Below are 12,646 nucleotides of genomic sequence, written 5' to 3'. Positions count from 1 at the left end.
GCGGTGTCAGAACCCTACACTGGCCTGCACATAAAAGGTCCGCGGCTCACCCACATAGATGCCGGCATTGTTGTCGCTGGAGCGGGTGAAGTACTGCTTGTCGAACAGGTTCTTCACCCCCGCCGCCAGCTTCAGGTTGGACATCTGCGGCCCGAACTCATACCCGCCGCGCGCATGCCAGGTCACGTAGCCCGGAATATCTCCATACTGGCCATCGGCACTCGGCTCGGTGATGTAGTCACCGTTGAAACTGCCATCGGCATTGATCCCGGTACCCGGCGCGCGCTGCTTGGATTGGGCGTAGGCATCCAGGTTCCAGGTCCAGTGGTTGACCGCGTAACGTACGCCGGCAGTGGCCACCTGGCGTGAATAGAACGGCAGGTCACGGCCCTTGAAGCCAGGAATGTCCCCTTCATAAGTAGCGCGGGTATAGGTGTAGCCGCCGCTCACCGACAGCCCTTCCAGGCGCGGGTCCAGCCCGTCCAGGTCATAGCGCACCGAGGCCTCGATACCCTGGTGCTTGGTCGCGCCGAGGTTGGTCCAGCCGACATCGTTGCTGATGTACTGCAGTTCGTCGTCGAAGTCGATGTAGAACGCCGTCAGCTCACCGGCAAAGCCGCCATTGTCATAGCGGGTACCGATCTCGTAGGTCTTGGCCTTTTCCGGCTCCAGGCCATTGGCCGTGCTGTTGCCAGTACCACCCTGGCCCAGCTGGAAGTACTGCAGGCTGCCGAACGAGGTCTCGTAATTGGCGAACACCTTCCACGCATCGGAGATGTGATACATCACGCTAAGCGCCGGTAGCGGCTCGTTGCTGGTAATGCTGCGCTTCTTCTCCGCCACCGGCTGGCCGTTGGCGCCGAGCACCGGGCGGTCGCGCCAGTCGGTGTTGATGTGTTCGAAGCGGATGCCCGGGGTGATGGTCCAGTTACCCACATCGATCTTGTCGTCGATGTAGTAGGCGCTGGCCTCGGTACCGCCACTGCGGTCCTGGAACACATGGCCGTCGGAGCTCGGGGTTGGCGTTGGCACGTTGTCGATCAGCGCCAGGCGGGTCGTCTGCTCGCGCATCGCTTCTTTCAGGTAGCGATAACCGACGCTGACCTCCTGAGTGGTCGGGCCGGCGAAGAAGATCCGCGACAGCCGTGGCTCGATGGCGAACGTGTGGTAATTGCGCGGGTACGACGACAAGGTCTTCATATCGCGCGAGGCAATGCTGCTGCCACGGAAGCTGTCGGTGTAGTACGTCAGCACTTCGAACTGGGTGGCGTCATCGAGCTGCCGTTGCCATTTGAACGACACATCCTTGCGCCGGCCGGCGAAGTAGTCGTAGTCGCGCAACGACTGGTACGGGTTGCTGTCGTACTGGGCCTGGGTCAGCCCGCCGGGCATGTCGGCACGGCCATCGTAGTAATGGAAGTTGAGCCAGAACTCGTCAACGTCGGTCGGCGCCCAGTGGGTCTTGAGGATGACATCGTCGATGTCGTTGCCGTTGTTGCTTTCACGGTAACCGTTGCCATTCACCCCGGTGTACAGCAGCGCCACGCCCATGCCGTTATCCGCCGTGCCGCCGACGAAGGCCGACTCGGTGTGTTTCCAGCCACCATGCTGGGAGGTTTCCAGGGTGGTGGACAGCTCGGCCGAGGCCTTCTCCGGGATCGCCCGGGTAACGAAGTTGATCACCCCGCCGACGTTCTGTGGGCCATAGCGCACGGAGCCGGCGCCACGCACCACATCGATGCTGTCGAGGTTGCCCGAGGAAATCGGCGCCATCGACAGCTGCGGCTGGCCATAGGGCGCGAAGGCGGCGGGGATGCCGTCGATCAGCACCGTGGAGCGTGGCGACAGGCGCGAAGTCAGGCCGCGAACGCCCACGTTCAACGACAGGTCGCTGCCGCCGGTGCCGTTGGAGTCTTGCACCTGCACGCCCGGGATGCCGCGCAGCACATCGCGCACATTCATTGCGCCCTTCTCCACCATCGCCTCGCGGCGCACTACGGTACGCGCGCCGGGGTGGTTCTGCACCACGCTCTGCTGGGCATCGCCCAGCCAGTCACCCACCACCTTGATGTCGGTGGGTGCCAGCTCCAGGCTGCCGGTGGTGAGGGTGCCATCGGCCTGGGCCGGCTTGACCATCACGGCGCCCTGGGACATTTCGTAGGTCAGGCCGCTGCCTTGCAGCAACTGCTGTAGCGCCTGTTCGGGCGCCAGTTGGCCGGATACCGCCGGGGCCTGCTTGCCGGCCACCAGCTCGGGGCTGAAGAACAGCTGCAGGTTGGTCTGCTGGCCAAGCTGGTTCAGCGCTGAAGCCAACGGTTGGGCCTGGATCTGGATGGTGCTGCCGGCCTCTGCGGCCTGGCTGTTGACAGCCACGGCACTGACCGCCAAGGCCAGCGCCAGGGCGCGGAAGCGTGGGAAGGGCTTGTTGTTGTTCACGTCGTCGAACTTCCTGGAATACCGAATAAACGCCAACCGCATGCAAATGGAAATGCTTGGCAGTTGCAGCTGGCGAGGAAGACGAACGAACGGAAAAAAACCTGAATCTATTTCGCGATTATTTCGCGCGAGCCATCTTCATGGGCCTTGATGGCCACCGGCAGGATGCTCGGCAAGGCGCGCAGCAGCGCGTCGGTGTCGTCGGTACTGAAGGTGCTGGACAGCCGCAACTGCGCGGCTTTGCCGGGGGCGACCCGCAGCGGCTGACTGCGGTAGCGCGAAACCTCGGCCACCACCTCGGCCAGGGTGGCGTCGTCGAACACCAGCCTGCCTTTGCGCCAGGCAGTCAGGGCACCGGTATTCACCGCATAGGGCGCGGCCACCTGGCCTTGCGCATCTATATGCGAGCCTTGGCCCGCCGTGAGTTGCGCCAGCGAGGCGCCCTTGCCCTGCACACGCACCGAGCCCTGCTCCACTGCCACGCGGGTGCTGGCCGGGTCCAGGCGAACGTCGAAACGGGTCCCGGTGACAGTCACGCTACCCTGGGCAGTGTCGACCACGAACGGCCGGCCACTGTCGTGGGCGACGGTAAACATCACCTCACCCGCAATCAGCCGGACATGCCGCTGGCCGGCGCTGAAAGCGACCTGCACTTGGGTGCCGCCGTTGAGTTCAAGGTGCGAACCATCCGGCAGTTCGACCTGGCGGCGTTCGTTGAAGGCGGTCTGCAAGCTGCCCTGGTGATTCAGTTGCTGGTAGTGCCAGCCCCCCCAGCCCAGGCCCAACGCCAGCGCGGCCACGCTGGCAGCCAGGGCCTGGCGCACGAAGCGCCGACGTGGCAACTGGCGTACCGGGGCCGGCTGGCACAGCGCTTCGAGGCGCTGGCGCGGGATGAAGCCGGCGGCCTGCCAAAGGCGGGCGAGCTGCTGGTACTCTTCACGGTGCCGTGCATCACCTTCCAGCCAGGCGTGCAACTGCGCCTGCAGCCCGGCATCGCGAGGCGCATCCTGCACCCGGGCGAACCACGTGGCTGCCTGCTCGCGGACGGTATCGGTACCGTGCTGTTTCATCGAAAAGGTCTCCTGACTCATCATGCCGACACATCCAGGTGCTCACGCAGATGCCGGAGCGTGCGGATCATATACTTTTCGACCATGTTCTTGCTCAGCCCCATGCGCTCGGCAATCTCGGCCTGGGTCAGGCCTTCGAGCTTCTGCCAGATGAACACTTGCCGGCAATTGAGCGGCAACTCCGCCAGCGCCCGCTCGACGCTGTCGGCCAGTTCCAGGGCATGCATGTAGGCCTCCGGGTCACCATGGCCGGCCACGCCTTCGTCGAAGGCTTCCAGCTCCAGGGCTTGGCGACGGTCCTCGCGACGGAAACCATCCACGGCAATATTGCGTGCGGTCTGGTGCAGGTAGGCGCGTGGCTGTTCGACCTGCTCGCGCGGGTTTTCCAGTACCCGGACAAAGGCATCGTGGGTGAGGTCCTCGGCCTGCTGTCGACTGCGCAATTTGCGCGTCCAGGTGCCGATCAGCTCATGGTAGTGGTCGAGGAAGCCTTTGGGTCCGGACACGGTCGGGGTCATCAGGGAGGCAGACAAGGGTGCGAATAGTAATGTTTCTCATCAAGTACGGCAATTCCGCCAGTCGGTAACAAAAAATTTATCGTCTTTTTCATGCACGGCAGTGCCAGGGAATGTGGCCATAAATATGAACACCTGAGGCCTTTTCGCGGGTAAACCCGCTCCCACAGCGATAGCAGAAACCCTGTGGGAGCGGGTTTACCCGCGAAGGAGCCAACGCGTTCCATTCCACAATTTTTTACGCTTGAAACACTGCGGGGAACATCAGCCGGTCACACGAGTCGGTTATTCAAATGGCTGGTCGTCGATCGACGCCGATCAGGCCCGGATTACCTGTTGATTCTGCATTCTTCACGCCCTAAAGTGCGCGCCGAACGTCCATGCTGGAAACGATCCATCCGGCTCAAGTACTGAGTAGGCGAACCAAAGTGGGGATACGGAGGACGTTCAGTTTGCAGCCACTTAAATTTTCAGTTTGCCCATGGAGTCCCTGAGCATGTCGATCCAGGTCGAAGACTATTTCGCGCGTGACACCTTCCAGAAGATGAAGGCATTTGCCGACAAGCAGGAAACCCCGTTCGTACTCATCGACACCCAGATGATCAGCCAGGCCTATGACGACCTGCGCGCGGGCTTCGAGTTCGCCAAGGTGTACTACGCGGTCAAGGCCAACCCGGCCGTCGAAATCATCGACCTGCTCAAAGAGAAAGGTTCGAGCTTCGACATCGCCTCGATCTACGAGCTGGACAAGGTGCTGGGCCGCGGCGTGACTGCCGACCGCATCAGCTACGGCAATACCATCAAGAAGTCCAAGGACATCCGCTACTTCTACGAGAAAGGCGTGCGCCTGTATGCCACCGACTCGGAAGCCGACCTGCGCAACATCGCCAAGGCCGCCCCGGGCTCGAAAGTGTACGTGCGCATCCTCACCGAAGGCTCCACCACCGCCGACTGGCCGCTGTCGCGTAAATTCGGCTGCCAGACCGACATGGCCATGGACCTGCTGATCCTCGCCCGCGACCTGGGCCTGGTGCCTTACGGCATCTCCTTCCACGTGGGCTCGCAGCAGCGCGACATCAGCGTGTGGGACGCAGCCATCGCCAAGGTCAAGGTGATCTTCGAGCGCCTGAAGGAAGAAGACGGCATCGAACTGAAGCTGATCAACATGGGTGGCGGCTTCCCGGCCAACTACATCACCCGGACCAACAGCCTGGAAACCTACGCCGAAGAGATCATCCGCTTCCTGAAGGAAGACTTCGGTGACGACCTGCCGGAAATCATCCTCGAGCCGGGCCGTTCGCTGATTGCCAACGCCGGTATCCTGGTCAGCGAAGTGGTACTGGTCGCACGCAAGTCGCGCACCGCCGTCGAGCGCTGGATCTACACCGACGTGGGCAAGTTCTCCGGCCTGATCGAAACCATGGACGAGTCCATCAAGTTCCCGATCTGGACCGAGAAGAAAGGCGAGACCGAAGAAGTGGTCATCGCCGGCCCGACCTGCGACAGCGCCGACATCATGTACGAGCACTACAAGTATGGCCTGCCGCTGAACCTGGCCATCGGCGACCGCCTGTACTGGCTGTCGACCGGCGCCTACACCACCAGCTACAGCGCAGTGGAATTCAACGGCTTCCCGCCACTGAAAGCCTACTACCTGTAATGCACGACGGGGCCGCAAGGCCCCGTTTTCATGTGTGTGCTGTCAGTTCCGGCCTCTTCGCGGGTAAACCCGCTCCCACAGGTATTGCACAGGTTTCGGAATCTGTGAGGACCGTGTGGGAGCGGGTTTACCCGCGAAAGGGCCGGCACAGGCAACCTCAAGCTCCGCGCCGTTCGATCTCCTCGGCATACCGCCCCGCAAAGGCCATCAACACCGGCCCCGCACCCTGCAAGGTCACCAGTGCCGCGCGCAGGAAATTCATGTTCCCCTCGACCCGTGCTTTCTCCAGCCAAGGCGCGGCTTCCGCCACCTGCCCACGCTCGACCAGCACCAGCCCCAGGCTGAACATGCCACGAAAATCCCCCGCCTCGGCCGAACGCCGATACCAGCGCACCGCCCGAGCCGGGCTGGGCGCTGTGGCGATACCCTGCTCCAGGTAACGCCCATACAGGTTCATCGACTTGGCATGCCCCATGTGCGCGGCCTTCTCGTAACACACCAATGCCTGCGCCTGGTTGGCCGGTAGGCCCCGCCCGGTGGCGAACAGGTTGCCCAGGTTGTAAAGCCCCCAGTCCAACCCGGCATCGGCTGCCTGGGCATAGTGGATGGCCGCCTGCGAAAGGTCTGCACTGCCACCCCAGCCATGCTCCAGGCAACGCCCCAGCATGTTGTGCGCCATTGCGCTGCCGCCCTGGGCGGCAATGCCGAACCAGCGCCGGGCCACGCTGGCGTCCGCTTCGATGCCACGCCCGTCGAGGAGGATCTGCCCCAACAGCAATTGTGCCTCGACCGCGCCCTGCCCCGCCGCAGCCAGGATCGCCTGGGCGGCCTTGCCAGGGCTTTCTTCCAGCATGGCCTGCAAACCGGCCACATCCACCACTTCTTCACGCCGCAACTGATAGGACACGGCTCAGACCTCGGCCCAGCGGCGCAGCAGGTTGTGGTAGGTGCCGGTCAGCTGCAGCAGTGATGGGTGGTCCGGCACATCGGCAGTCAATTGCTGGATGGCATTGTCCATCTCGAACAGCAACGCCCGCTGGCTGTCCTCGCGTACCAGGCTCTGGGTCCAGAAGAACGCGGCGTATCGCTGGCCACGGGTCACCGGGTTGACCTTGTGCAGGCTGGTGCCGGGGTACAGCACCAGGTCACCGGCAGCCAGCTTGACCTGCTGCACGCCATAGGTGTCCTGGATCACCAGCTCGCCGCCGTCGTAGCTGTCCGGATCGCTGAGGAACAGCGTCGAGGACAGGTCGGTACGCACCCGCTCCGGGCTGCCCTTGGGCTGGCGCAGGGCGTTGTCGATGTGGAAGCCGAAATTTCCGCCTTCGCGGTAGCAGTTGATCAGCGGCGGGAACACCTTGTGCGGCAAGGCTGCAGACATGAAGCGCGGGTTTTGCCACAGGCGGTCAATCAACGCACTGCCGATTTCCTTGGCCAGCGGGTGCCCTTCGGCCAACTGCAGGTTGTGCTTGGCCTTGGCCGACTGGTAGCCGGCCGTGACCTTGCCGTCGGCCCAGTCGGCCTGCTCCAGCGCCTCGCGGATACGGGCCAGTTCATCGGCGTCGAACAGGCCGGGGATGTGAAGCAGCATGGCGGCACTACCGTTGGAAAATGTAAAGGCGTCAATGATATTGATTCCCTTTTGCGCTTCACAAGCCCCATTCGCCGCTTAAGACGTTTCAGCTTGATGAAACCGTAAAGGCAAATTGTAAAGATTGTAAATTCTTCACGAATGGTAACGACTCTCAATTGTGACTCACTATTGCTTACATTAAGATCCGCGGCCTTAACACCTTGGGGAAGGCCTTAGCAATGCGCCAGTACGTACCATCTGCAGTGAGCTCACCACGCCTGATCGTGTCTGCCATCGGCGTTGCCCTCAGCGCCTCGTCGGCCTACGCCGCCGACCCGGCCGCCAGCAGCGCGATCACCCTCGATGCCACCAGCGTCAACGGCAAGGCTGAACAGGCCAGCACCGATTACAAGGTCGACAAGGCCTCCTCGCAGAAGTACACCGCGCCGCTGGTAGACACCCCGCGCTCGATTACCGTGATCCCGCAGCAGGTCATCAAAGATACCAATGCCCTGAGCCTGCAGGATGCCCTGCGCACCGTGCCGGGCATCACCTTCGGTGCTGGCGAAGGCGGCAACCCGCAAGGCGACCGCCCGTTCATTCGCGGCTTCGACGCCCAGGGCGACACCTACCTGGACGGCGTGCGTGACACTGGTGCGCAAACCCGTGAAATCTTCGCCATCGAATCGGTGGAAGTGGCCAAGGGCCCGAATTCGGCCATCGGTGGCCGTGGTGCCGCTGGCGGTAGCATCAACCTGGTGAGCAAACGCGCGCACCTGGGCAACTCGCTGGATGGCGCCTGGACCTGGGGCAGCGATCAGACTCAGCGCTACACCTTCGATGGCAACTACCAGTTCAGCGACAGCGTTGCCGGCCGCCTGAACCTGATGACCCACGAAAGCAACGTCGCGGGCCGCGACAAGGTCAACTACGACCGTTGGGGTATCGCCCCGTCGCTGGCCTTCGGCCTGGGCACGCCGACCCGCGTCAACCTCGATTACTACCACCTGGAAAGCGACGACCTGCCGGATTCCGGCATCCCGTACACCATACCAACCGGTGGCAGCGCCGCACGCACCTCGGCACACCCGAGCAAGCCGTACGACGGCGGCGACAGCGACAACTTCTATGGCCTGACCGGTCGCGACTTCCGCAAGAGCCGTGTGGATATTGCCACCTTCGCCATCGAACACGACCTGACAGACTCGCTGACCATCAAGAACACCCTGCGCCATGGCAACAGCATGCAGGACTACATCCTGACCCAGCCTGACGACAGCAAGGGCAACGTCAACAACGGCAGCGTCTGGCGCCGTGCCAACACCCGCGTGGGCAACACCGCCACCACCACCAACCAGACCGATCTGTTCGGCGAGTTCTATCTGGGCGGCATGAAGAACAGCTTCTCGACCGGTATCGAGCTGAGCCGTGAAGAGAGCAAGCGTTCGAGCTACACCGTCGATACCGACACCGTCCCGGGCGGTGCTGCCAACACCAACTGCACCCCGGGCATGATCGGTGCCAACAGCGGTTACAACTGCACCTCGCTGAGCAACCCGAACCCGGATGATCCGTGGAACGGCAGCATCGCACGCAACTACGCAGGCACCGACACCAAAAGCAACACCCGTGCAATCTACGTGTTCGACACCCTCGAGCTGACGCCCGAGTGGCTGCTGAACATGGGCCTGCGTTACGACCACTTCGATACCCAGTACCGCACCTACGACGCCACCGGCGCCACCGTAGTCAACAGCAAGGGGGTGGTTTCCAAAGGCAAGGATACGAGCGAGTTCGTCACCGGCCAACTGGGCCTGGTGTGGAAGCCGACCGAGAATGGCAGCATCTATGTTTCCTACGCCACCTCGGCAACGCCACCCGGTGCGATGCTGGGCGAAGGCACGGAAGGCAACCCGCTGGGCAACACCACCGACCGCGCCGGCAACTTGCTGAGCAGCGACCTGGAGCCGGAAGAAACCACCAACTACGAAATTGGTACCAAGTGGGACCTGCTCGACCAGCGCCTGTCCCTGGCCGCCGCACTGTTCCGCACTGAGAAGGAAAACGCCCGTGTCCAGGTGGACACCACCACCTACGAAAACGTCGGCGAAACCCGCGTGCAAGGCATCGAGCTGTCGGCCAGCGGCAAGATTACCGACAAGTGGCAGGTATTCGCCGGCTACACCTACATGGAAGCACGCCAGATCGACGGCGGCGCGGTGAACAAGGCCAACGACGGCAACCAGCTGCCAAACACGCCGAACAACAGCGCCAGCCTGTGGACCACCTATTCCATCACGCCGAAGCTGACCGTTGGTGGCGGTGCGTTCTACGTGGATGACGTGTACGGCAGCGTGGCCAACACTACCATGGTCGACAGCTACGTACGCTACGACGCCATGGCCGCCTACAAGCTGACCAAGAACGTCGACCTGCAGCTGAACGTGCAGAACCTGACCAATGAGGTGTACTACGACAAGGCCTTCTCCACCCACTTCGCCAACCAGGCGGCCGGGCGGACGGCATTGCTGACCACCAGCGTGCACTTCTGATTTCAGGACGGGGCTGATCTTTTGAGAGGGCTACGCCTGTGCCGGCCCTTTCGCGGGTGAACCCGCTCCCACAGGTACTCCACTGGCTTCAGGTCCAGTGATATCTCTGTGGGAGCGGGTTCACCCGCGAAGAGGCCGGTACAGACAACACAAGCCTGACTGACTAGCCCACCCCGCCCCGTTCATTCCCGTGAGCGGGGCGTTTGCGTATCAAGGCATAATGCACGCCGCGCGGCATGCGGCATGCGGCAGAAACAAGGTGATCATGTGGTGAAGAAGACGCTGTTCCAATTGCACTGGTTCTTTGGCATCACCGCTGGCCTGGTGCTGGCCTTGATGGGCATCACCGGGGCCTTGTACTCGTTTCAGGAAGAACTGCTGCGCGCGTTCAATGCCGATGTGCTCAAGATAGAAGTGCGAGCCGAAGGCGTGTTGCCGCCGGCCGAGCTGGTACGTCGGGTCGAGGCCCAGCAACACGACAAGGTGGCGATGCTGTGGGTCGATGTGCGCGAAGGCAACGCCGCACGGGTCGCCTTCACCCCGCCACCAGGCGAGCGCCGCGGCCCGCTGCGCTATGCCGACCCGTACACCGGCGAACTCAAGGGAGAAGTGGCCGGGCAAGGCTTCTTCAACCTCATGCTCAACCTGCACCGCTTCCTCGCCATGGGCGACAGCGGCCGGCAGATCACCGGTGCCTGCACCCTGATGCTGGTGTTCTTCTGCCTCTCCGGCCTGTACCTGCGCTGGCCGCGCAAGGCGCTGGACTGGCGCACCTGGCTGACCTTCGACTGGGCCAAGAAAGGCCGCGCCTTCAACTGGGACCTGCACGCGGTGGCCGGCACCTGGTGCCTGATGTTCTACCTGCTGTTCGCCCTGACCGGGCTGTTCTGGTCCTACGAGTGGTACCGCGACGGCCTGAACAAGCTGCTGGCCGACGCGCCGGCCGCCGGCCAACAGCAAAAGCACGGCGAAGGCCGTGGCCGCCACGGGCCACAGAAAATCGACAAGAACGCCCCGCCGCTGGTGGTCGACTACGACGCGATCTGGGCCAACCTCAAGGATGCCGCCGGCCCGGGCCTGGCCATGTACAACCTGCGCCTGCCACCGGTAGGCGGCCGGCCAGCCAACCTGTTCTACCTGCTGGACAACGCCGACCACCCGCGTGCCTTCAATACCTTGGTGCTGGACCCGGCCAGCGGCCAGGTGAAAAAACATGACCGCTACACCGACAAATCCTTCAAGGCCCAGTTGCTGCAGAGCGTCTACGCCCTGCACGTGGGCGAATACTTCGGCCTGCCGGGGCGCATCATCGTCACCATCGCCAGCCTGACCATGCCGCTGTTCTTCGTCACCGGCTGGCTGCTGTACCTCGACCGCCGGCGCAAGAAGCGCCAGGTACGCGCGGCCCGTGGCAACGTCACCAGCAACACTACCAGCGGCGACAGCTGGCTGATCGGCTTTGCCAGCCAGAGCGGGCTTGCCGAACAACTGGCCTGGCAGAGCGCCGGGCAGCTTCAGGCCGCCGGCCTGCCAGTGCAGGTACGCGCCCTGGCCGAACTGGGTGAAAGCGACCTGCGCCAGGCCCGCCGTGCGCTGTTCGTGGTCAGCACCTTCGGCGACGGCGAAGCCCCCGACAGCGCCCGCGCCTTCGAGCGCAAGGTGCTCGGCCAGCCTTGGGCGCTGGACAACCTCAGCTATGCCCTGCTCGCCCTCGGTGACCGCCAGTATCCGCACTTCTGCGGCTTCGCCCGCCGCCTGCAGGCATGGCTGGGTGAACGCGGTGCCAGCAGTGCGTTCAGCCCGGTGGAAGTGGACAACGCCGACCAGGCCGCGCTGCAGCAGTGGCAGCAGGAACTGGCGCAACTGACCGGTGCCCAGCCGGTGACCGCCTGGCAGCCGCCGGGTTTCGGCAACTGGTCGCTGGTGCACCGTGAACTGCTCAACCCGGGCAGCCAGGGCCAGCCGGTGTACCTGTTGGGCCTGCGACCGGAACAGCCCGCCAGCTGGGAAGCCGGCGACCTGGTGGAGATCCTGCCGCTCAATGGCCAGCCGAGGATCGACACCTTCCTCGATGGCATGGCGCTGGACGCCGGGGCCAAGGTGCAAGTGAATGGCCTGGGCGAAACCCTCGCCCAGGCCCTGGCCGGCCGCCAGTTGCCGACCCGGCGCGATCACCTGGTCGGCTTGCAGCCGCAAGCACTGGTCGATGCACTGGTGCCGATCGGCAGCCGCGAGTACTCGATCGCCTCGATCGCCAGCGATGGCGTGCTGGAGCTGATCGTGCGCCAGGAGCGCCATGCCGATGGCAGCCTGGGCCTGGGTTCCGGCTGGCTGACCGAGTACCTGCCGTTGAATGGCATGCTGAGCCTGCGCTTGCGGCGCAATAGCAGCTTCCACCTGCCGGAAAGCGCAGCGCCCATGATCTTGATCGGCAACGGCACCGGCCTGGCCGGCCTGCGCAGCCTGCTCCGCGCGCGGGTGAATACTGGTGAGCAGCGCAACTGGCTGCTGTTCGGCGAGCGTAACCGGGCGCATGACCTGCTATGTGGCAGCGAGCTGCAAGGCTGGCTGGACAGCGGTGACCTGGCACGTCTGGACCTGGCGTTTTCGCGGGACCAGGCCGAGAAGGTGTATGTGCAGGATGTGTTGCTGCAGCAGGCTGAAGAGTTCAAGCGCTGGGTGGCGGAAGGCGCCTGTGTGTATGTCTGCGGCAGCCTGCAAGGGATGGCGGCAGGGGTGGACGCGGCGCTCAACGGTGTCCTCGGTGAAGCGCTAGTGCAGCAGCTGATCGAGGATGGGCGGTATCGGCGGGATGTGTACTGATTCATAGTTGATGCAGG

General features: G+C 63.4%; 8 protein-coding genes. 3 read left to right on the top strand and 5 right to left on the bottom strand.

Annotated elements, in window-relative coordinates; translation table 11 throughout:
- Positions 1–6: 6 nt before the first annotated feature.
- From RIN61_RS16320 to RIN61_RS16310, 3 genes are all read right to left on the bottom strand, one after another.
- A complete protein-coding gene (locus RIN61_RS16320) occupies positions 7–2,436 on the bottom strand; it encodes a TonB-dependent siderophore receptor (protein WP_112250721.1) in 2,430 nt (809 codons plus the stop codon).
- A gap of 107 nt (positions 2,437–2,543) precedes the next feature.
- On the bottom strand, positions 2,544–3,506 hold the full coding sequence (locus RIN61_RS16315; protein ID WP_313852876.1) for a FecR family protein: 963 nt from the start codon (positions 3,504–3,506) through the stop codon (positions 2,544–2,546).
- A 20-nt stretch (positions 3,507–3,526) separates the two neighbouring features.
- Positions 3,527–4,024, bottom strand: coding sequence for a sigma-70 family RNA polymerase sigma factor (locus RIN61_RS16310; RefSeq protein ID WP_112250717.1), 498 nt, complete (start codon positions 4,022–4,024; stop codon positions 3,527–3,529).
- Positions 4,025–4,517: 493 nt separating this feature from the next.
- Between RIN61_RS16310 and RIN61_RS16305 the strand changes: the two genes are divergently transcribed.
- On the top strand, positions 4,518–5,681 hold the full coding sequence (locus RIN61_RS16305; RefSeq protein ID WP_043208127.1) for a type III PLP-dependent enzyme: 1,164 nt from the start codon (positions 4,518–4,520) through the stop codon (positions 5,679–5,681).
- A 157-nt stretch (positions 5,682–5,838) separates the two neighbouring features.
- Here RIN61_RS16305 and RIN61_RS16300 read toward each other — a convergent pair whose 3' ends face one another.
- Entirely contained in the window at positions 5,839–6,588 is a 750-nt protein-coding gene (locus tag RIN61_RS16300; RefSeq protein WP_112250715.1) for a tetratricopeptide repeat protein, read from the bottom strand.
- A gap of 3 nt (positions 6,589–6,591) precedes the next feature.
- Positions 6,592–7,272, bottom strand: a complete 681-nt coding sequence (locus RIN61_RS16295; RefSeq protein WP_133978441.1) for a Fe2+-dependent dioxygenase — start codon at positions 7,270–7,272, stop codon at positions 6,592–6,594.
- Positions 7,273–7,493: 221 nt separating this feature from the next.
- On the opposite strand from RIN61_RS16295, the gene RIN61_RS16290 reads away from it, so the two are divergent.
- Together RIN61_RS16290 and RIN61_RS16285 are read left to right on the top strand one after the other, a co-directional pair.
- Entirely contained in the window at positions 7,494–9,806 is a 2,313-nt protein-coding gene (locus RIN61_RS16290) for a TonB-dependent receptor (RefSeq protein ID WP_112250712.1), read from the top strand.
- Between the two features lie 267 nt (positions 9,807–10,073).
- Positions 10,074–12,629, top strand: a complete 2,556-nt coding sequence (locus RIN61_RS16285; protein WP_313857624.1) for a PepSY domain-containing protein — start codon at positions 10,074–10,076, stop codon at positions 12,627–12,629.
- Positions 12,630–12,646 lie beyond the last annotated feature (17 nt).

It is taken from the genome of Pseudomonas inefficax (assembly GCF_032164165.1).
GTDB lineage: Bacteria > Pseudomonadota > Gammaproteobacteria > Pseudomonadales > Pseudomonadaceae > Aquipseudomonas > Aquipseudomonas inefficax.
Note: the sequence above shows the minus strand (reverse complement) of the source record. Positions and strands in the feature narration are given on the sequence as shown.

Bases quoted from the DNA above. Each gene is read 5' to 3' on its own strand.
- RIN61_RS16315 (WP_313852876.1), bottom strand. From the start codon at position 3,506: ATGAAACAGCACGGTACCGATACCGTCCGCGAGCAGGCAGCCACGTGG.
- RIN61_RS16310 (WP_112250717.1), bottom strand. From the start codon at position 4,024: ATGACCCCGACCGTGTCCGGACCCAAAGGCTTCCTCGACCACTACCAT.
- RIN61_RS16305 (WP_043208127.1), top strand. From the start codon at position 4,518: ATGTCGATCCAGGTCGAAGACTATTTCGCGCGTGACACCTTCCAGAAG.
- RIN61_RS16295 (WP_133978441.1), bottom strand. From the start codon at position 7,272: ATGCTGCTTCACATCCCCGGCCTGTTCGACGCCGATGAACTGGCCCGT.
- RIN61_RS16290 (WP_112250712.1), top strand. From the start codon at position 7,494: ATGCGCCAGTACGTACCATCTGCAGTGAGCTCACCACGCCTGATCGTG.